General features: G+C 73.2%; 22 protein-coding genes. 12 read left to right on the plus strand and 10 right to left on the minus strand.

Annotated features, from left to right (window positions below):
• Positions 1-386 precede the first annotated feature (386 nt).
• Together AC1Z4A_RS29445 and AC1Z4A_RS29450 are read left to right on the plus strand one after the other, a co-directional pair.
• The gene (locus AC1Z4A_RS29445; RefSeq protein WP_483682908.1) at positions 387-3,014 is read left to right on the plus strand and encodes a SpoIIE family protein phosphatase; all 2,628 of its coding nucleotides are present in this window, start codon (positions 387-389) and stop codon (positions 3,012-3,014) included.
• A 155-nt stretch (positions 3,015-3,169) separates the two neighbouring features.
• Positions 3,170-4,267 carry an NADH:flavin oxidoreductase/NADH oxidase gene (locus AC1Z4A_RS29450; protein ID WP_483682909.1) on the plus strand — a complete coding sequence of 366 codons (1,098 nt, stop codon included), beginning with the start codon at positions 3,170-3,172 and terminating at the stop codon, positions 4,265-4,267.
• Positions 4,268-4,297: 30 nt separating this feature from the next.
• Here AC1Z4A_RS29450 and AC1Z4A_RS29455 read toward each other — a convergent pair whose 3' ends face one another.
• The 3 genes from AC1Z4A_RS29455 to tatA all read right to left on the minus strand — a co-directional run bounded on the left by AC1Z4A_RS29455 (position 4,298) and on the right by tatA (position 5,679).
• The gene (locus tag AC1Z4A_RS29455) at positions 4,298-4,564 is read right to left on the minus strand and encodes a GlsB/YeaQ/YmgE family stress response membrane protein (protein ID WP_483682910.1); all 267 of its coding nucleotides are present in this window, start codon (positions 4,562-4,564) and stop codon (positions 4,298-4,300) included.
• Between the two features lie 111 nt (positions 4,565-4,675).
• Positions 4,676-5,251, minus strand: coding sequence for a TerD family protein (locus tag AC1Z4A_RS29460; RefSeq protein ID WP_483682911.1), 576 nt, complete (start codon positions 5,249-5,251; stop codon positions 4,676-4,678).
• Between the two features lie 146 nt (positions 5,252-5,397).
• On the minus strand, positions 5,398-5,679 hold the full coding sequence (tatA, locus tag AC1Z4A_RS29465; RefSeq protein ID WP_483682912.1) for a Sec-independent protein translocase subunit TatA: 282 nt from the start codon (positions 5,677-5,679) through the stop codon (positions 5,398-5,400).
• A 147-nt stretch (positions 5,680-5,826) separates the two neighbouring features.
• On the opposite strand from tatA, the gene AC1Z4A_RS29470 reads away from it, so the two are divergent.
• From AC1Z4A_RS29470 to AC1Z4A_RS29485, 4 genes are all read left to right on the plus strand, one after another.
• Positions 5,827-7,335, plus strand: a complete 1,509-nt coding sequence (locus AC1Z4A_RS29470; protein WP_483682913.1) for an LCP family protein — start codon at positions 5,827-5,829, stop codon at positions 7,333-7,335.
• Positions 7,336-7,440: 105 nt separating this feature from the next.
• Positions 7,441-7,800 (plus strand): ArsR/SmtB family transcription factor, encoded by a 360-nt coding sequence (locus AC1Z4A_RS29475; RefSeq protein ID WP_483682914.1) that lies wholly within the window; start codon positions 7,441-7,443, stop codon positions 7,798-7,800.
• Positions 7,801-7,999: 199 nt separating this feature from the next.
• Positions 8,000-8,311: a hypothetical protein gene (locus AC1Z4A_RS29480; RefSeq protein WP_483682915.1), complete on the plus strand. Its 312-nt coding sequence runs from the start codon at positions 8,000-8,002 to the stop codon at positions 8,309-8,311.
• 87 nt (positions 8,312-8,398) lie between these two features.
• Positions 8,399-8,800 (plus strand): ArsR/SmtB family transcription factor, encoded by a 402-nt coding sequence (locus tag AC1Z4A_RS29485; protein WP_483682916.1) that lies wholly within the window; start codon positions 8,399-8,401, stop codon positions 8,798-8,800.
• A gap of 37 nt (positions 8,801-8,837) precedes the next feature.
• On the opposite strand, the gene AC1Z4A_RS29490 is transcribed toward AC1Z4A_RS29485, so the two are convergent.
• The 4 genes from AC1Z4A_RS29490 to AC1Z4A_RS29505 form a co-directional block, all read right to left on the minus strand.
• Entirely contained in the window at positions 8,838-10,187 is a 1,350-nt protein-coding gene (locus tag AC1Z4A_RS29490; RefSeq protein WP_483682917.1) for an FAD-dependent oxidoreductase, read from the minus strand.
• A gap of 85 nt (positions 10,188-10,272) precedes the next feature.
• Entirely contained in the window at positions 10,273-10,890 is a 618-nt protein-coding gene (locus AC1Z4A_RS29495) for a TetR/AcrR family transcriptional regulator (protein WP_483682918.1), read from the minus strand.
• Positions 10,891-10,930: 40 nt separating this feature from the next.
• On the minus strand, positions 10,931-12,433 hold the full coding sequence (locus AC1Z4A_RS29500) for a cytochrome P450 (RefSeq protein ID WP_483683772.1): 1,503 nt from the start codon (positions 12,431-12,433) through the stop codon (positions 10,931-10,933).
• A 69-nt stretch (positions 12,434-12,502) separates the two neighbouring features.
• Positions 12,503-13,219 carry a TVP38/TMEM64 family protein gene (locus AC1Z4A_RS29505; RefSeq protein ID WP_483682919.1) on the minus strand — a complete coding sequence of 239 codons (717 nt, stop codon included), beginning with the start codon at positions 13,217-13,219 and terminating at the stop codon, positions 12,503-12,505.
• Between the two features lie 218 nt (positions 13,220-13,437).
• On the opposite strand from AC1Z4A_RS29505, the gene AC1Z4A_RS29510 reads away from it, so the two are divergent.
• Together AC1Z4A_RS29510 and AC1Z4A_RS29515 are read left to right on the plus strand one after the other, a co-directional pair.
• On the plus strand, positions 13,438-13,623 hold the full coding sequence (locus tag AC1Z4A_RS29510) for a hypothetical protein (RefSeq protein WP_483682920.1): 186 nt from the start codon (positions 13,438-13,440) through the stop codon (positions 13,621-13,623).
• A 4-nt stretch (positions 13,624-13,627) separates the two neighbouring features.
• Positions 13,628-14,473, plus strand: coding sequence for a spermidine synthase (locus AC1Z4A_RS29515; RefSeq protein ID WP_483682921.1), 846 nt, complete (start codon positions 13,628-13,630; stop codon positions 14,471-14,473).
• 34 nt (positions 14,474-14,507) lie between these two features.
• Here the strand turns inward: AC1Z4A_RS29515 and AC1Z4A_RS29520 are convergent, their stop codons facing one another.
• A complete protein-coding gene (locus AC1Z4A_RS29520) occupies positions 14,508-15,521 on the minus strand; it encodes a DUF8017 domain-containing protein (RefSeq protein ID WP_483682922.1) in 1,014 nt (337 codons plus the stop codon).
• Between the two features lie 83 nt (positions 15,522-15,604).
• Here AC1Z4A_RS29520 and AC1Z4A_RS29525 point away from each other — a divergent pair, with 83 nt between their 5' ends.
• The 3 genes from AC1Z4A_RS29525 (at position 15,605) to AC1Z4A_RS29535 (ending at position 17,494) form a co-directional block, all read left to right on the plus strand.
• Positions 15,605-16,057, plus strand: a complete 453-nt coding sequence (locus AC1Z4A_RS29525; RefSeq protein WP_483682923.1) for a DUF4442 domain-containing protein — start codon at positions 15,605-15,607, stop codon at positions 16,055-16,057.
• Positions 16,058-16,175: 118 nt separating this feature from the next.
• Positions 16,176-16,835, plus strand: a complete 660-nt coding sequence (locus AC1Z4A_RS29530; RefSeq protein WP_483682924.1) for a DedA family protein — start codon at positions 16,176-16,178, stop codon at positions 16,833-16,835.
• A gap of 128 nt (positions 16,836-16,963) precedes the next feature.
• On the plus strand, positions 16,964-17,494 hold the full coding sequence (locus tag AC1Z4A_RS29535) for a gamma carbonic anhydrase family protein (protein ID WP_483683773.1): 531 nt from the start codon (positions 16,964-16,966) through the stop codon (positions 17,492-17,494).
• A gap of 1 nt (position 17,495) precedes the next feature.
• Here the strand turns inward: AC1Z4A_RS29535 and AC1Z4A_RS29540 are convergent, their stop codons facing one another.
• Positions 17,496-18,362, minus strand: a complete 867-nt coding sequence (locus AC1Z4A_RS29540; RefSeq protein WP_483682925.1) for an EamA family transporter — start codon at positions 18,360-18,362, stop codon at positions 17,496-17,498.
• Between the two features lie 98 nt (positions 18,363-18,460).
• Between AC1Z4A_RS29540 and AC1Z4A_RS29545 the strand changes: the two genes are divergently transcribed.
• A complete protein-coding gene (locus AC1Z4A_RS29545; protein ID WP_483682926.1) occupies positions 18,461-19,033 on the plus strand; it encodes a helix-turn-helix domain-containing protein in 573 nt (190 codons plus the stop codon).
• 40 nt (positions 19,034-19,073) lie between these two features.
• On the opposite strand, the gene AC1Z4A_RS29550 is transcribed toward AC1Z4A_RS29545, so the two are convergent.
• The gene (locus AC1Z4A_RS29550; RefSeq protein WP_483682927.1) at positions 19,074-19,484 is read right to left on the minus strand and encodes a CoA-binding protein; all 411 of its coding nucleotides are present in this window, start codon (positions 19,482-19,484) and stop codon (positions 19,074-19,076) included.
• Positions 19,485-19,495 lie beyond the last annotated feature (11 nt).

A 19,495-nucleotide genomic window follows, 5' to 3' on the forward strand; every position in this document is an offset into this window, starting at 1 on the left:
AAGCGCTGGTCCGAAGTGGACCCACTATTGCGCAAGTGCAGGATCGTACGCGAAGGGGGAGACGGCGGTCACATCATCCGTCCGGCGGGTCGGGCCCGCCGGGCCGGGCCAGCACGTCCCCCGAGCGCCCCGGAGCGCGTACTGCCGCCGCCCGCCGTGTCATCCGCACGGACGACCCCGAGAGGCGCGGGGCGCGGCTCCCGCCCGCGAATTTCGTACGTACGCTCGATATTGCCGGGCGTCTATCGTTCGCGCCGCACCGGGCACCGGGGTAGACATGGGATATGGCCCGAATCCGGGGCCGCTCCTGGAGGCCCTCGGGCCGCTGGTTCACCCCTCGGCGCCCAGGCAACCCGCACGAGCGGCGGCGATGGCGCCTGCGGTCGATGGCGAGCGCTCGCAGCGTCGCCGGTCAGATGTTCGTGCTGCAGGTGCTGATCGTGCTGCTGCTCGTCGTGGCCGCGGCGGTCACGCTGCTGCTCCAGGCGCGGAGCGACCGATTCCAGGCGGCGCGCGACCGTTCGCTCGCCGCCGCCGAGGCATTCGCCAACTCACCCGGCATGGTGGCCACGCTGCGCGGCCCCGACCCCGCCAAGGTGCTCCAGCCGCTGGCCGAGACCGCCCGCCGGAAGGCGCTGGTCGACTTCATCGTGGTGATGAACCGCGAGGGAATCCGCTATTCGCACCCGGAGCCGCAGCTGATCGGGAAGAAGTTCGTCGGCACCATCGGCCCGTCGCTGACCGGTCACACCACCGTCGAGGTCGTCAACGGTCCCCTCGGCGAGGAGATGCAGGTGGTGGTCCCGGTGACGGACGGCCACGGCACGGTCGTCGGCCTGGTGTCGTCCGGGATCAAGGTCAGCCGGGTGAGCAGTGCGGTCGGCCGGCAGCTGCCGGTCGTCCTGGCCGCGGGCGCGGCTGCGCTCGCCCTGGCCACGGCCGGCGCGGGGCTGGTGAGCAGGCGGCTGCGGCGGCAGACCCACGGCCTCGGCCCGGCCGAGATGACCCGGATGTACGAGCACCACGACGCGGTCCTGCACGCCGTGCGCGAGGGCGTGGTCATCGTCGGCGCCGACGGCCGGGTCCTGCTCGCCAACGACGAGGCGCGCCGCCTGCTCGGCCTGGCCCCCGACGTGGAGGGCAGGCTCGTCGCCGACCTCGGGCTCGACCCCCGGATGGCCGAACTGCTCGCCTCCCGTCGGGTGGCGACCGACGAGGTGCTCCCCGTCGGCGAGCGCCTGCTGGCCGTCAACAACCGGCCGACCGACCGCCGGGGCGGCCCGCCCGGCAGCGTGGCCACCCTCCGGGACACCACCGAGCTGCGCGCGCTCGCCGGCAAGGCCGAGGTCGCCCGCGGCCGGCTGCGGCTGCTCTACGACGCGAGCGTGGCCGTCGGCACGACCCTCGACGTCAAGCGCACCGCCGAGGAGCTGACCGAGGTGGCCGCCCCCCGGTTCTCCGACTACGCCACCGTCGACCTCGCCGAGCCCGTGCTGCGCGGCGAGGAGCCGCGGGCGGGAACGCCCAGCGAGGCGCCGGAGCTGCGGCGCGTGGCGCTCGCCGGCATCCGTGACGACCACCCCCTGTACCGGGCGGGTGAGCTGCACCGGTTCGCCGCGCCCACCCCGCAGGCCCAGGGCTTCGTGAGCGGCGAGCCCGTGCTCGTCCCCGTGCTGGGCGACTCCACCGGCTGGCGCACCCAGGACCCCATGCGCACCCAGGAGATCCTCGACTACGGATTCCACTCCCTCATCACCGTCCCGCTGAAGGCCCGCGGCGTCCTGATGGGGATCGTCAACTTCTGGCGGACGGAGGGCAGCGGCCCCTTCGAGGAGGAGGACCTGTCGCTGGCCGAGGAGCTGACGGCACGGGCGGCGGTGTGCATCGACAACGCCCGCCGCTTCACGCGCGAGCACGCCATGGCCGTGACCCTCCAGCACAGCCTGCTGCCGCGCGGGCTGCCCGAGCAGGACGCGCTCGACATGGCCTACCGCTATCTGCCCGCCCAGGCCGGGGTGGGCGGCGACTGGTTCGACGTCATCCCGCTGCCGGGCGCCCGCGTCGCCCTGGTCGTCGGCGACGTCGTCGGCCACGGCCTGCACGCCGCCGCCACGATGGGCCGGCTGCGCACGGCCGTGCAGAACTTCTCCTCGCTCGACCTGCCGCCCGACGAACTCCTCGGGCACCTCGACGAGCTCGTCGCCCGCATCGACCAGGAGGCGGCCGGCGGGGACGAGGAGGCCGCCATCGCGGGCGCCACCTGCCTCTACGCGATCTACGATCCGGCCTCCGGGGAGTGCAGCATGGCCCGGGCGGGCCACCCCCTGCCGGCGCTGGTCGACCCGGACGGCACCGTGCAGTTCCCCGAACTGCCCGCCGGGCCGCCGCTCGGGGTGGGCGGGCTGCCGTTCGAGGCCGTGGAGCTGCGGCTGCACGAGGGCAGCAGCCTGGTCCTGTACACCGACGGGCTCGTCGAGGACCGCACGCGGGACATCGACGAGGGCCTGGACACCCTCCGCAGGACGCTGGCCCTGCCCGGCCGGTCGCCGCAGGAGACCTGTGAGGCGGTGCTGGGTGCGCTGCTGCCGGAGCGTCAGACCGACGACATCGCCCTGCTCGTCGCCCGTACCCGGGTCCTGGAGGCCGACCAGATCGCCGACTGGGAGCTGCCCGCCGACCCGGCGGTGGTGGGGCGCGCCCGCGCCGACGTGACGCGGAAGCTGGCGCAGTGGGGCCTGGAGGAAGCGGTGTTCACCACCGAGCTGATTCTCAGCGAGCTGATCACCAACGCCATCCGGCACGCCTCCGGGCCGATCGGGGTGCGCCTGCTGCGCGACCGCAGCCTCATCTGCGAGGTGTCCGACACCAGCAGCACCTCGCCGCACCTGCGCTATGCGGCAGCGGAGGACGAGGGCGGCCGAGGCCTCTTCCTCGTCGCCCAGCTCGCCGACCGCTGGGGCACCCGCTACACGGCCGAGGGCAAGGTCATCTGGGCCGAACAGCCGCTCGCCTGAAGGCCGTGCGGTCCCTTCGGGTCCTCCGCGGGGCGCGCTTCCCGGGCGACTGGGAGAGTTGTTCGACAGGTGTCGTAATTCGACGATGGTCGTAGTACGATGGGCATCGCATTAAGCGCAGTCGAGGCGGCTGCCCAGGCGAAATGGAGTCCTTCGTGAACGCCCTCTTCGAGCCCTACACCCTGCGGTCGCTGACCATCCCCAACCGGATCTGGATGGCCCCGATGTGCCAGTACAGTGCCGAGGCCACGGGGCCGGGCGCCGGCGTTCCGGGCGACTGGCACTTCGCGCACTACGGCGCGCGGGCGACCGGCGGCACCGGGCTCATCCTGGTCGAGGCCACGGCCGTCTCCCCGGAGGGCCGGATCAGCCCGGGAGACCTGGGCATCTGGAACGACGAGCAGGCGGCGGCGTTCCGGCGGATCACCTCCTTCCTCAAGGACCAGGGCACGGTCCCCGGCATCCAGATCGCCCACGCCGGGCGCAAGGCGTCCACCGGCCTGCCGTGGCAGGGCGGCGCCCCGGTCGGCCCCGAGGCACACGGCTGGCAGCCGGTCGCGCCGAGCCCGCTGCCCTTCGACGACGGGCACCCGGTCCCCGACGAGCTGACCGTGGAGCAGATACAGCAGGTGGTGCGCGACTTCGCCGACGCGGCCCGGCGGGCCCGGGCGGCCGGATTCGAGGTGGTGGAGGTGCACGGTGCACACGGCTACCTGATCGGCGAGTTCCTCTCCCCGCACACCAACCACCGCACCGACGCGTACGGCGGCTCCTACGAGAACCGGACCCGCTTCGCGCTGGAGGTCGTGGACGCGGTGCGGGCCGTGTGGCCCGGGGAACTGCCCGTCTTCTTCCGCATCTCCGCGACGGACTGGCTGACGGAGAACGCGGACGACGAGCGCGAGGGGTGGACGGCCGACGACACCGTGCGCTTCGCCGCCGACCTGAAGGCGCACGGCGTCGACCTGCTGGACGTGTCCACCGGAGGCAATGCGCCCGGGGCGCTGATCCCCACCGGCCCCGGCTACCAGGTGCCGTTCGCGGAGCGGGTCAAGGCGGAGACCGGACTTCCGGTGGCCGCCGTCGGGGAGATCACCGAGGCGCGGCAGGCCGCGAAGATCCTCGAGAACGGTCAGGCGGACGCGGTGCTGCTCGGCCGTGAGCTGCTGCGCGACCCCTACTTCGCCCGGCGTGCCGCCCGCGAACTCGGCGGCGAGGTGGCGAGCCCGGTCCAGTACGGGCGCGCCGCCTGATCTGGGGCGCCGGGAGTCTTCCCGGCGCCTTCAGTCCCGGGAGTTGCCGAAGAAAATGCGGTACGCGATCAGCAGCACCAGCGAGCCGCAGATGGCCGCTCCCCAGGTGGGGGCGTCGAAGAAGTGCTTGGTGATCGGCTTGTGCAGGAACTTGGCCGACAGCCAGCCGCCGATGAAGGCGCCCGCGATGCCGATGAGGGTCGTGCCGATCAGGCCGCCCGGGTCGCGGCCGGGAAGCAGGATCTTCGCGATCGCTCCGGCCAGCAGTCCCAGGACGATCCAGCCGATGATGCCCATGGTGCCGTTCTGTCCTTCCAGTGGATGCGCACGACCCGGTGGCCGTGCATGACGGGGTTGCCCGCGGAAGCGGGCGGGACGGGCCCGGGGGAGCCGTCCCGCCCGGCGGCGTCAGACCTTGACGCCGAAGTCCTGGGCGATGCCGCGCAGACCGGACGCATAGCCCTGGCCGATGGCGCGGAACTTCCACTCCACGCCGTGGCGGTACAGCTCGCCGAAGACCATGGCCGTCTCGGTGGAGGCGTCCTCGGTCAGGTCGTAGCGGGCGATCTCCCGGCCGTCGGCCTGGTTCACCACACGGATGAAGGCGTTGCGCACCTGGCCGAAGCTCTGGCCGCGCTGCTCGGCCTCGTAGATGGACACCGGGAAGACGACCTTCGCGACCTCGGCGGGCACCGCGGCGAGGTTCACCTGGATCTGCTCGTCGTCACCGTCGCCGCCACCGGTGAGGTTGTCACCGGAGTGCACGACCGAGCCCTCGGGGCTGTGCAGGTTGTTGAAGAAGACGAAGTGCTGGTCGGACAGCACCTTCCCGGAGGTGTCGCACAGGAGCGCCGAGGCGTCCAGGTCGTAGTCGGCGCCCGTCGTGGTGCGCACGTCCCAGCCCAGGCCGACCGTGACGGCGGTCAGGCCCGGTGCCTCCTTGCTGAGGGAGACGTTCCCGCCCTTGGCCAGGGTCACTGCCACTGCATCCTCCAAAGTTCGCCGATGCGCATGCTCGCCACCCAAGAACGCCGGGCGGGGCAACATGGTTCCCGGATTGCGCAAGTAATGAAGCGTGAGGTCGGAGGAGAGCGCATCCGGTGGGCGGCAGGTGCCGGGAGGACGGTCCGTCAGTGGGTGGCGGTGGGGCCGTTCTCGCCGACGGGGCGGGCGGAGGCGGTGTCGCCGGGGGCCGCCCGGACCATGCGCTTCGCCTCCTGGTCTTCCTGAGGGGGCGTCGCCTGCGGCGGTACGGCGTCGTCGTCCTTCATCGCCTTGGTCTCGCTCTTGAGGATCCGCAGGGACTTGCCCAGTGCGCGGGCGGTGTCCGGGAGCTTCTTCGAGCCGAACAGCAGGATCATCACGATCGCCACGACCAGCAGGTGCCACGGCTCCAGACCGTTCCTCAGCATCTGCGCCCGTCCCTTCCTCTCGTCGGCGGGTCACCGGGACCCGGCGGGCCACGCACGCCCTCACTCTTGCTACATTGCGCAACTGTACAACCGATGGGCGAGGTGGGCCGGTCGTTCGCCGGCAACCGTGCGGACGAAGGTGCACATATGACAGGCACGTCGGTGGCCCGGCAGCGGCAGAGTCGGCGGGCCACCCGGATCCGGGAGCGCAGGCGCGGCCGTGTGCGGCTCGTCACCGCCATATCGGCTTCGGTCGTCCTCCTGCTGGTGGCCGGCTGCGGGTGGCTCTACTACGAGCTGAACGGCAACATCGACAGCTTCGGCGCCGACGGCGTGTCCAAGGACCGCCCCGCCGCCGGCCTCGGCGGTCAGAACGTCCTGGTCATCGGGTCGGACACGCGGTCCGGGGACAACGGGAAACTGGGCGGCGGGGGCGACGACTTCGGCCGCTCGGACACCGCCTTCCTGCTGCACGTCTACGGTGACCGGAAGCACGCCGTCGCCGTGTCGATCCCCCGCGACACCCTGGTCGACGTCCCGCCGTGCCGACTCCCGGACGGCAAGTGGACGGCCCCGCAGACCGGTGTGATGTTCAACTCCGCCTTCTCGGTGGGACGCACCGAGAAGGGCAATCCCGCCTGCACGCAGAACACGGTGGAGAAGCTGACCGGGCTGCGCGTCGACCACACGGTCGTCGTCGACTTCGCGGGCTTCTCGAGGATGACGTCCGCCGTCGGCGGCGTGGACGTCTGCCTGCCCAACGACATCTACCAGGGCGACCTCAACCCCAATCTCGGCTCGAAGGGCAAGAAGCTCTTCGCCAAGGGCCCGCAGACGGTCTCCGGGCAGCAGGCACTCGACTACGTGCGACTGCGTCACGGCATCGGGGACGGCTCCGACATCGGCCGCATCAAGCGGCAGCAGGCCTTCGTGGCCAGCCTGATCAAGAAGGTCAAGGGCCAGGGCTTCGACCCCACGACCCTGCTGCCGCTGGCGGACGCCGCCACCAAGTCCATGACCGTGGACCCCGGCCTCGACTCGGCCCGCAAGCTGATGTCCTTCGCCATGTCGATGAAGGGCATCGACCTGCACAACACCAAATTCGTCACCCTGCCGTGGCGCTACCAGGGCAACCGGGTCGCGATCGTCCACCCCGACGCCGAGGCCCTGTTCGAGGCGATCAAGCGCGACCGCACCATCGACGGGCAGAACGCCGGCGGCAAGCAGCAGGACGACGAACCCGCCGCCTCCGCCGCCCCCTCGCCGTCCGCCGTCTCCGGGGCGGGTATCGGCGTCGCCGTCCACAACGCCACCGCGACCTCCGGCCTGGCGGCCCGCGCCGCCGGGACGCTGAAGGAGAGCGGCTTCACCGTCACCGGCACCGCGACCGTCCCCGCACACGGGCAGACGGCCACCGTCATCACATACGGGCCCGGGCAGAAGAGCCACGCCGAGACCGTGGCCCGGCTCTTCCCGGGGGCCGAACTGCGCACGTCCGGCGCACCGGGCATCACGGTCACCCTGGGCCGGGCGTACGCGGCCGCCCCGGCAACCGCCGCCCCCGCGTCACCGGCACCTTCGGCCGTCCCCTCCCAAGTGGCCGGATCGGCCCGGTCGGCCGACGACGACGTCTGCTCCAACCTCTCCTACGGATGACGGGACTCCGCGCCGTGAACCGACGCGCAGCGCAGTGAGCTGCTCCCGGTACCGGCCGCGGATGCGTAGGCTGGACACGTACCAACGAGCGGCGAGGAGGACCAGGTGACGTCGGCGAGCACGGACACGGACGACCCCTCGCCCGAGGTGCTCCACCACGCCGCCGCCGTCTTCGCCCTGCTGGCCTCCCCGGTCCGGCTGCACATCCTGTGGCTCCTCGCCCAGGGCGAACACAACGTCACCAGCCTCGCCCGGCACACCGGTCAGACCATGCCCGCCGTCAGCCAGCACCTGACCAAGCTCCGGCTCGCCGGTCTCGTCGACTCCCGCAGGGCGGGCCGTCACACGGTCTACCTGGCCGGCGCGCCGGCCGTCGGAGCGGTCGTGGAGCAGGCCGTCCAGGGGCTGACCGAGGGCGGCGAACCGCAGTTGTGCGCCGGCGGCAGGCTGGGACTGAGCGCCTAGGCACCGCATGCGCGCCCGGGCCCGGCAGCGGTCGGCCGCTACGGGCCGACCGGGCTGACGAGCACGTTCTCCCCTTGTCCGGCGACGGCACGGCGCCGGGCACCTGCCCGCGGCTTACGCCCGCTCAACAGGGTTGCGGAGTTGCGCATATGGGCAAGTGTTGTGCGCCGGGCGACTGTTCACGTGAAGGAGGCCGCGGGTGGCACAGGGCAGGAAGTCGCCGACGAACAGCGCCGACCTGCGCATCGGGGCGGCCGTGGCGGAGATCGAGGGGCTGTACACCGCCTTGCGCGCCACGCACGGCGGGCCGCGCCGGGAGCGGCTCCTCGCCGACCTCGCCCGCGCCGGGCGGCGCCTGACCGACCTCGCCCTCGATCCGCAGCGAAGCCCGGGAGCCGTCAGGCCCCGCTCGCGCTGGGAGCGGCGGCGCTGGCTGGCGGCCCGCGGAGCCGACCTGCTGGTGGCGATCGCCATGGGCGGCGGCCGCCGGCGCGCGGTGCGGCGGAAGTGAGGCGGTGCGGGGACCGGGGGGCGCCGCCCGTGCGTTCGTCCCGGGATACCCGGACGATGTCCGTCGAACTACGAGATCTCTCGTACAATGAATCCGTCACCGCCGACCGGAACACACCGAGGAGCAGCCGTGCAGACACGGAACCCGGGCCGCTCCCTCGAGCACCCCGCACGTGAGCAGATCCGCCTCGAAGAGGTGCTGCACGCCCTCTCCGACCCGATGCGCCTGCTGATCGTCCAGGCGCTGGCCGCCGAGGAGACCGAGCAGTCGTGCTCCGTCTTCGACCTCCCGGTCAGCAAGTCCACCACCACGCACCACTTCCGGGTGCTCCGCGAGAGCGGTGTGATCCATCAGATCTACCGGGGCACCGCCAAGATGAACTCCCTGCGCCGCGCCGACCTCGACGCCCTGTTCCCCGGGCTCCTCGACAGCGTCCTCACCGGCTACGCCGCCCAGACGGCACGGCTGGGCGCGGAGGGCCGGGGCTGACACCCCCCAGCCCGTGACCGCCGCGCCCGCGCGCCGGTCAGCCCCGCCCGCGGGCCGCCGTGAGCAGCCCGTCCCAGTCCGGGATCTTCACCGTGCCCCGGCCCAGCCGGTGCCCGAGCGCCGCCTCCGCGGCCTCGATCCCCAGCCAGCCCGGCCACTCCACCGGCTCGGGGCAGGACGCCCGCAGCACGGCCCGCGGATCCTCCGCCGTACGCCGTGCCGCCAGCGCCTCCGCATCGGCGAGCAGCGACGCCACCGTCTCCTTGGCGCACGGCCGGTTGGTGCCGATCACACCGGTCGGCCCCCGCTTGATCCAGCCCGCGACGTACTCGCCGGGCGAGGGCGCGCCGTTCCGCAGCACCCGCCCCTGCTCGTGGGGCACCGTCCCCCGGTCGGCGTCGAAGGGCAGCCCCGCAATGGGCACCCCCCGGTACCCCACCGACCGCAGCACCAGCTGCGCCTCGATCTCCTCGAACCGGCCCGTCCCCGTCACCCCGCCCAGCCCGTCCGGCGCCGTGCGCTCGAAGCGCACCGCCCGCACGGCGTCCTCACCCAGCAGGGCCACCGGCCGCAGGAAGAACCGCATCCGGATCCGCCGCCCGCGCCCGCCCGCAGGCTCCCCGGCCCAGCCGTGCAGCACCTCGACGTTGCGCCGCACGGCGCCCGGCAGCCCCGACGGGTCCTCCCAGGCCGGATCCAGCGCCGCCTCCTCGGCCCGGACGAGGGCCTCGGCGCCCGGCAGCGCGCCCAGCTCGCGCAGCTCCTTCGTGGTGAACTTTGCCTGCGCCGGACCGCGTCGGCCCACCATGTGAATGTCCGTCACCCGGTTCCCGGCGAGGGCCGCCAGCGCCGCGTCCGGCACGTCGGTGGGCCGCAGCTCGTCCGCGCCGCGGGCGAGGATCCGCGTGACGTCCACGGCCACGTTGCCGACCCCGATGACGACGGCGGACCGCGCGCCGAGGGCGAACCCGCGCGGCGCGGCATCGGGATGGGCGCTGTACCAGGACACGAACTCGGTGGCCGAGAAGCTCCCCGGCAGGTCCTCCCCGGGGATCCCCAGCCGCCGGTCGGCCGCCGCCCCCACGCAGTAGACCACCGCGTGGTACAGCTCCAGCAGCCGCCGCGGCGGCACCCCGCCGGGGCCGTCCCCGATCCGGACGTTGCCGAGGAAGCCGATGCTCGGGTGCTCCAGGGCGACCCGCAGGTTGCTCTGCAGCGACTTGATCTTCTCGTGGTCGGGCGCCACGCCGTAGCGCACGAGCCCGTACGGACACGGCAGCCGGTCCAGCACGTCCACCGTCACTCCGGGGACGTCCTGCTGCTGCACCAGGGCCTGGGCGGTGTACACCCCGCTCGGGCCCGATCCCACCACTGCGACGCGAAGCACGGAGGGACTCCTTCCGGCGAGTGCCTCCAGGATCCCACCGGGAGCCGGGATACGGGAGGGACACGGGTCGGCCGACGGGCCGGTTTCACACCCCCGGGGGTGCCGGCTCGGCACCCGGCGGCGTGCCCAGCTCCCAGGCCAGGCCGTACCGCTGGAACAGCTCGGCCCGCAGCCGCTCGACGGGCATCGGCGCGCCCGGCAGCAGGACCGCCACGACCGCGCCCATCAGCAGGGCCCGCAGCAGCCGGTAGTCGGCCTCCGGGTCGGCCGAGCCGTAGCGGGTCACCGTGTCCCGCAGCAGGTAGGCCAGCCGCTGCTGCTCGGGGCACTGGATGAAGCCCTCCGCGGTGAGGATCCCCGCCATGTGGGTGCGCATCAGGAGGGGCCGGTCGCGCGCGAGCCCCAGCACCGCGTCGATGGCCCGCGCCAGCCGCTCGCGCCCGTCGTCCGTGCCGGGCTCGCGCTCCAGCCCGGCGGACAGCTCCCGGTGCATCAGCCGGTGCACGGCCGACTGGAGCAGCTGCCGCTTGCCGGGGAAGTAGTACGACACCAGGCCGCGCGCCGCACCGGCCCGGTCCGCGATGTCCGCGAGCGTCGTGGCCTCGTAGCCGCGCTCGCCCACCAGCTCGACCGTGGCCTGCAGCAGCCGCTCGCGCGAGCGACGGCGCAACTCTTCGTTGACCGCTGCGCTCCGCGGGGACATCCGATTAACTCCTGCGTTGACTGGCTCCAAGCCAATATACTCAGTGAGTGCCGGGTTGTCCTTCCTCCGGGGCTGGTTGGGGGGACCGGTGTGCCCACTGGTCGGGCGATGCGGGGGATCGTCCGACCAGCGGGCTTTCGCGCCTTCGCGGGCGAGGGGCCGGCAACTTCCCCGCCTTTTCCGGCGCTTGACTCCTTGCTCGGCAACCGCGGGCCGAAGGCCTCCTGGACCGCGGGCCGTTGCTCACGGGATGCACGCGCGGCTGCCGCCGCAGCGTCCGCATCACCAGCCGCTGCGGGCACAGCACGCCCCCCGGCACGGGGCGCACCGGACGGCCCGGGACGGGTTCCAGGCGCCGGCCGGCGGCGATCGAGGCCAGGGCCAGGACGGCTTCGGTGAGACCGAAGGCGTCGCCGATGCACTTGCGGGCGCCGCCCCCGAAGGGGATGAAGGCGCTGTACGGACGCTGCGCCGCGCTGCGGAGGCGGTCGGGCGCCGGGGCCCAGCGGTCCGGGTCGAAGCGCTCCGGATCCGGGTGGAGATCGGCCCGGCGGTGCAGCAGGTAGGGGCTGAACGCCACGGTGGTGCCCGCGGGCACCGGCTGCCCGCCCAGCCGCGTGTCGGCGGTGACGATGCGGGTGAGCAGCCAGACGGGCGGGTACAGCCGCAGGGACTCGGTGACGATCCGGTCGGTCCGCTCCAGCTCCGGCAGGTGGCCGAGGGCCGCCGGGCCGCCCCCGAGGACGGCGTCCGCCTCCAGTCGCGCGGGTCGCCCGTGCCGTGCGCCGGGCAGGCGCCCGTGCCGTCGCCGCCGGGGCCGGTTGCCGCGCCCGGCGTGCCGTCCGGGGACGGCCCGTCCCGCGCCGCCAGGAGCATGGACAGCAGGTCCCCGTGGTCGGTGCCGTCCGCCCGGTGCTCGGCGATCATCCGGTGGATCGTCCGGCGGAGCCGCCCGACCGCCCGGCCGTAGCGGCGGTTGCCGGGCGTGGGCAGCCCGTCCGCCCGCGGCGGCAGCAGCGCACGCCGGGTGATGCCCGTCAGGACCGTGGTGAAGTCGTCGGTGAGCCGCTGCAGCACGGCCGGGGACGGCGCCGGCCGCCCCCCGAACATCGTCAGCACGGCGACCCGGGTGGTGATCGCCATCATCTCGGTGCGGGCGTCGACGATCCCGCCGTCCTGCCAGGCTCCGGTGACCGCCGTGATCTGCTCCGCCATGACCCGGGCGTAACCGGGCAGCCGGGAGGGGCGGAAGGCGGGCTGGACCATGCGGCGCTGTCTCCGGTGTGCGTCGTACGGGCCCACCCGGACCCGCACCAGGTCGCCGTGGGCCGGGAGAGAGGTCAGGAATCGCAGGGGATCGCGCAGCAGGGGGAGTGCGTGGCCGAGGAGGGGCAGGGCTCCCGGCGCCGTGACGGGGGTGGGGACGACAGCCTTCTTCACACGTGCTCCGGAGTGCGTGGTGCCGACGGTGGGTGTCGGGACGGGTGTGCCCGTCGTGCGCGGAATGAGGCGGATCAGTCGCTTCCGCCTTCTCGCTTCCCATTGCTCCGGACCCCAATCCTCCACAACAGGGGAGTACCGGGGGCAATCAATGGCAAATGTGTGCGCGCCTTCAGCTCCGGCGCGGACGGCCGGGCCGCAGCCGGCCCTTCTTGCGCCAGGCCACGATCACCGCCGCCGCCCCCGTGACCGCGAGGAAGGCCGTCGCCGCGACGAACGCGGGCGAGGTGGGGGACGTCGCATGGCTGCCCGCGATCACATAGGCCGCGGTGGCGGGCGTGCTGCCCAGCGCGGTGGCCAGGAGGAAGGGCAGCCACCCCACCCGGGAGACCGCCGCGCCGTAGTTGACGGCGGCGAAGGGCAGCCCGGGGAAGAGCCGGAGCGCCAGCATCGACCGGAAGCCGTGCCGGCCCAGCTGCCGGTCGGCGGCCTTCAGCCACCGCCCGCGCAGCAGCGGCCGCAGCGCGTCCTGCCCCAGCAGCCGTCCCAGGCCGAAGGCCGCGGCCGAGCCCAGCACCGTGCCCACCACGGCGAGCCCCGTGCCGAGCGGGCCGCCGAAGAGCGCGCCCGCGGCGAGATTGAGCACCGGGCGCGGTACGAACGCCGCGGTGCACAGCCCGTAGGCGAGCGCGAACAGCACGACGGCCACGCCGCCGGACAGCCGCTCCGGCCGCCACTCGGTGAGCAGCCGTTCGGGGCGGCACACCAGGACGGTCGCCACGGCACAGCCGAGCAGCACGACGAGCAGCCCCAGCCGGGACCACGGGGACAGCAGCACACGGGTGCGACGCTCGGCGAGGCCGGGGGGCGGCGCGGCGGGATCGAGCATCGAAGGAGCGTAACCGACGCGGATGCCCTGGTGAGGCGCTCCGCGGGAGATGGCAACGGAACGGTGGCGAACGGTCGTCCTCGATCATCCGCCCGGCGTCCGGGCACCCGGGCCGCCCGCCGGGAAATCACGTGCCCCCGAGCGGGGCCCGACCTAGGGTTGCTGCCATGGAAGAGGGGCGGGAAGGGGCTGTGGAACGGGACGGTCAGGCCGACCGGATGGCATTGTTCGTGGCGGCCGAGCGAAGGGCGAGGCTGGCGCTGCGCCAGGGACATCTGGAGAAGGTGCTCACCGCCCAGCAGCTCAGGGCGGTGATCCGGCACATGGTCCAGACGTGGCTGGACGGCTTCAGGACGGGCCGGGCGCAGCGGTCCGGGGGCGAGCCGCCCCGGCAGGCAGAATGAAGGGGTGAACGAACCGATACCCGTGACGCGCGATGTGGACTCGGGCACCGCCAAGCTTCTGCCCGATGTGGACCGCTCCCGGGCCTGGCTGCTGACCGTCGACGGCGCACCCCAGTCGTACGTCGACCTGGACGACCCCACGTACCTCGAGTTCGAGTACGCCCGGCGCCTCGCGCACGTCCTGGACGCCGTCGCCGAACCGGGCCGGCCGCTCGACGTCCTCCACCTGGGCGGCGGTGCGCTCACCCTGCCCCGCTACACGGCGGTTACCCGGCCCGGCTCGCGCCAGCGGGTGGTGGAGGCCGACCGGGGTCTGATCGCCCTGGTCGAGGAGCACCTGCCGCTGCCCGCGGACTGCGGCATCGAGGTGCGGCAGGGGGACGCCCGCCGGGAGCTGGAGACCGCTCCCGATGCCTCCGCCGATGTGATCGTCGCGGACGTCTTCGGCGGCTCCCGGGTGCCCGCGCACCTGACCTCGCTCGAGTACGCGCGCACGGCCGCCCGGGTGCTGCGGCCGGAGGGCCACTACCTGGCCAACCTGGCGGACGGGGCGCCGTTCGCCTTCCTCCGCGCCCAGGTGGCCACCTTCGCGGCCGTTTTCGAGGAGCTGTGCCTGATCGCGGAGCCCTCGATGCTGCGCGGCCGCCGCTTCGGCAACGCCGTCCTCGTCGCCGCGCACACTCCGCTGCCCGTCGCCGAGCTGGCCCGCCGCGCCGCGGCCGACGCCTTCCCGGCGCGGGTCGAGCACGGCGCCGCCCTGGCCCGGTTCGCGAGCGGGGCGGTGCCGGTGGCGGACGCGGACGCGGTGCAGTCGCCCGAGCCGCCGGGCGGCGCGTTCAGCGTGGGCTGACGGCTGCCCGGCGGCTCGGGGTTCAGGGCGTGTCTCAGGAGGACGGAAGGGGACGGAGCGTGCTCATGATCTTCTGGATCACGTCGTCGGGCAGCTCTCCGTCCACTCCCTTGTCGGCGTAGAGCACCCAGGTGGCCAGGTCACCGGAGGTGTCCTTGTAGGTCACCGTGAAGGCCTTGCCGTCGGAGGAGCACTTGTCGGTCTTCGTGACCCCGGTGACGGTGGCCGAGGCCGTGACGCCGGTCAGCCCGTTGTCGCTCTTGAACGGCTTGGCCTTGGTGGTGTCGAACTTGCCGGTCTTCTTCTGGTCGTAGGCCGCGAACACCCAGTTCAGCGCCTCCGTCTCGGCCGCGTCCTCCGGGCTCTTGGCGCCCTGCGCGCCCTTGGTGCCCGCACCGCCCCGGGACGTGTTCTTGGCGCACTCGTCCTTCTTGTACGTGGCGGTGGACGACATGACGACGATGGGCTGGCCCTTGTCGTCGCCGAAGGCGTGGGACTGCGACGGCGGTTCCACCGTCCAGTCCGGCGGCACGTCGAAGGCGTCGTGCCGCTTGGAGTTGACGACGGGCTTCCAGCCGTCGATCACCGGCTTGACGTCGCCGCCCGCGCGCGGGTTGTCCTCCGGGGAGTCCCCGCCCTGGCTCGCGGAGGCCGAGGCCGAGGGCGCGGCGGGCGCGGAGGACGAGGTCTTGGCCTCGTTGCCCTTCTGGTCGTCGCCCTTGCCGCCGTCCTTCATGACGACCACTCCGGTGATCACCGCGGCGGCGACCACCGCCACGGCCGCCGTCAGGGCGATGACCGTGGTGCGCTTGCTGCGCTTCTCCGGCGGCGGCTGCGGGGCGCCGGGGGGCGCGGCCGGGGCCTGCCACTGCTGGGTCGGCTGCTGATAGGGGTTGGGCTGCGCCCCGACCGGCTGCTGGTACGGATTGGGCTGCTGCTGGTAACCCGGCTGCTGATACGGGTTGGGTTGGTGCGGACCCGGCTGCTGGTACGGGTTCGGTTGTTGCGGGTTCTGCTCGCCCCCGGGCGGCTGCTGTCCTGGCCACATGGCCGATAACCATAGAGGGCCGCTCCGACAGTTGTACTACGGCACCCCTTCCCGGCGTTGCTACCGGCTGGTAACTTACCGGCATGTCACAGACCCAGCCCGCGATCGGCGACGCCCTCCTGGCCACCGTGCCCATGGCCCGCACCCTCAACCTCGTCTTCGAGGAGGCCACTCCGGAGCGCGCCGTCGTCCGCCTGCCCGACCAGCCCGACTATCACAACCACGTCGGCGGCCCGCACGCCGGCGCGATGTTCACCCTCGCCGAGTCGGCGAGCGGCGCGATCGTCCTGGCCGCCTTCGGCGACCAGCTCTCCCGGGCCGTGCCGCTGGCCGTACGGGCCGAGATCGGCTACAAGAAGCTCGCCATGGGCCCCGTCACCGCCACCGCCGAGCTGGGCCGCCCGGCCGCCGACGTGGTCGCGGAGCTGGACGCGGGGGAGCGCCCGGAGTTCCCGGTGCGGATCTCGATCACGCGGGAGGACGGGGCGGAAACGGGCGAGATGACCGTCGTGTGGACCCTGCGTCCGAACAAGTAGCCGCCTCCCCTCAACCGGCCGGCCTCGGAACGAGTCCTTACCTCCAGTAGGCTTCCCGGCGTGCGTCCCTGCGTGGGCGCACGCCGGGTATCAGGCGTCAACCGGGGAGGAACCGGCGTTGCACATCCAGGAGTGGCTCGAGACAGTACCGGCGATCGCCGTCTACCTTCTGGTGGGCGGGGTCATCGGGCTGGAGAGCCTGGGCATCCCGCTTCCCGGTGAGATCGTGCTCGTCAGCGCCACGCTGCTGGCCGCCTCCCAGGACCACATCAACCCCTACGTCCTGGGCGCCTGCGCCGTCGCGGGCGCGATCGTCGGTGACTCCATCGGCTATCTGATCGGCCGCAAGGGCGGCAAGCCGCTGCTCGAGTGGCTCGGCCGGAAGTTCCCCAAGCACTTCGGCCCCCACCACGTCGCCACCGCGGAGGGCGCCTTCCAGAAGTGGGGCATGTGGGCCGTCTTCGTCGGCCGCTTCATCGCCCTGCTGCGGATCTTCGCGGGTCCCCTCGCAGGCGTGCTGAAGATGCCGTACTGGAAGTTCCTCATCGCCAACGTGCTCGGCGGCATCTGCTGGGCCGGCGGCACGGTCGCGCTGATCTACACCGTGGGCAAGGTCGCCGAGGAGTGGATCGGCAAGTTCTCCTGGCTCGGCCTGGTGGCCGCCCTCCTCTTCGGCCTGGGCTCGTTCGTGGTGATGCGGATCAAGGCGAAGAAGGCCGCCGCCGCGCACGACGCCGAGCAGGCGCGCGAGACGGAGCCGGTCGCCGCCGCGGAGTGACGGGGCGTACGGCGGAAGGGGCCCCCGGCTTCAGGCCGGGGGCCCCTTCGCGTTCCCGCGGCCCCGTCGCCTAACGTGCCGTCACGGACGATGATCGTGTGACGGGCGAGGAGGAAGCAGTGGAAGCGCTGGTTTCGGGTGTGGGCGGCAAGGAGCCGGAGGTGGACCCGGAGGCGTTCACCGCGCCGACGTCCGTCGTGCTCGGCGACGTGGCCCTGGCCGCGGGCGCGAGCGTCTGGTACCACGCCGTGCTGCGGGCCGACTGCGGCCCGATCAGGATCGGGGCGGGCAGCAACGTCCAGGACAACTGCACGGTGCATGTCGACCCGGGCTTCCCGGTCACCGTCGGCGAGCGGGTGACCGTCGGCCACAACGCCGTGCTGCACGGCTGCACCGTCGAGGACGACGTGCTCGTCGGGATGGGGGCGACCGTCCTCAACGGGGCCGTGATCGGGGCCGGTTCGCTGGTCGCGGCCCAGGCGCTGGTGCCCCAGGGCATGCAGGTGCCGCCCGGCTCCCTGGTCGCCGGGGTGCCCGCCAAGGTCCGGCGGCAGCTCACCGACGAGGAGCGCGAGCACATTCGCGTGAATGCCGCGATGTACCTGGAGCTGGCGAAGGCCCACCGCGACGCCGCGGCGGGCCGGGGGAGGGCGGGCTGAGTCAGCCCGTGGCCAGCAGCACCGTGCCCACCAGGGCCAGGCCCGCGCCCGCCGCCTGCACCGTGCGCAGCCGCTCGCGCAGCACGCCGCGGGCGGCGAGCGCCGTGACCACCGGGTAGAGCGAGGCGAGGACGGCCGCGACGGTCACCGGGCCGTGGTGCGCGGCCACGCTGTACGTGCCATTGGCGGCCACGTCCGCCAGTCCGACGAAGGCGAGCGCGGGCAGCGCCGAGCGGATCGCGCTCCACCCCTCGGCCGGCAGCGCGGGCGTGCCCCGGCGGACGGAGGCGTAGAGCGCGCCCGCGCCGACGGCCACGTTGCACAGCCGCTGGACGAACAGGGCGAGGAACAGCCCGGTGAGGTTGTGCGAGGCCTGGGAGATCAGCGCCATCACCGAGCCGAAGCCGAAGGCCGCCACCAGCGTGAGCACCAGGGTCTGCCGCTGCACGGGCGCCCCGCCGAGCCCCGGTCCGCTGGCCAGGACGACCCCGGCCACCGCGACCGCGATGCCCGCCACCTGCAGCACCCCGGGCCGCTCGCCGAGGACGAGCCCGACGCCGACCGGCACGGCCACCCCGCCCAGCGCGCCGAGCGGCGAGACGACCCCCATGGGCCCGAGCGCCAGCGCGCGGTAGAAGGCGAGCATCGCCGCCGGGCCCACCACACCGGCCGCCACCGCGTACCACAGCTGCGGTCCGGCCTCGGACCAGCCGCCGGTGGCGACCACGATCGTGCCCAGCGCGCCCACCGCCAGCAGCTGCGAGACCAGGACCACGGTCAGGGCGGGCATGCGCCGGGTGAGCAGCCCGCCGCCGAAGTCGGCCAGCCCCCACATGAGGCTGGTGGCCAGGGCGAAGACCGGTGTCATGGGGAAGACCTCGCAGTACAGTGTGGTGGACGGTGAGTCCCTACACCGTAGTACAGGCCGCTGAACTTCATTAATTAATATATTGGACGTGACGGATCGTGACCGATCTCGACCAGCTCACGCAGTCGCTCGCCCGCAACCTCAAGCGCTGGCGCGGCGAGCGCAACTTCACCCTCGACGCCCTGGCGGCCCGCTCCGGAGTCAGCCGCGGCATGATCATCCAGATCGAACAGGCCCGTACGAACCCCAGCGTCGGCACCACGGTCAAGCTCGCCGACGCCCTCGGCGTCAGCATCACCACCCTCCTCGACTACGAGCAGGGCGCGCGCGTCCGGCTCGTGCCGGAGGACCAGGTGGTGCGGATGTGGTCCACCGAGGCCGGCAGTCACACCTCGCTGCTCGTGGGCACCGAGGCGCGCGGGCCGCTGGAGCTGTGGGAGTGGCTGATCGTGCCCGGCGACCACAGCTCCTCGGACCCGCACCCGCCCGGCACGGTGGAAATGCTCCGGGTGACGGCCGGTGAGCTGACGCTCGTGGTGGACGGCGCGGAGCACCGCGTGCCGGCCGGCACGTCGGCGACCTTCGAGGCGAACGTCCCGCACACCTATCGCAACGACGGCGCGGAGCCCGTCGGGATGACGATGGTCGTCGCCGTCCCGCCCGCCCGCTGAACGGGGAGGGGCGGCCCGCTCCGGGCCGCCCCTCCTTCCGTCACCGGCGCAGCCGCGGGATCTCGATCGCCGGGCAGCGGTCCATCACCATGTGCAGACCGGCGTCCCGGGTCCGCGCGTACGCCTGCTCGTCGATCACTCCGAGCTGGAACCAGACCGCCTTCGCGCCGATCCGGACCGCCTCGTCCGCGATCCCGCCGGCCTGTTCGGATCTCACGAACACGTCGACCACGTCGACGGGGAAGGGGATCTCCGCCAGTGAGGCGTACCCCCGCTCCCCGTGCACCGCATCGGCTCTGGGATGGACGGGCACGATCCGCTTGCCGTGACTCTGCAGCACCTCGGCGACGCGGAACGCGGCGCGCTGTTCATTGGACGACAGACCGACCACTGCCCACGTGTCGCCGGTCCCCTCGATGATCTTCCGGATGATCCCCGGTTCTGCATACATGCCCGCTCAAC

Source organism: Streptomyces sp. 17_S59, assembly GCF_056930295.1.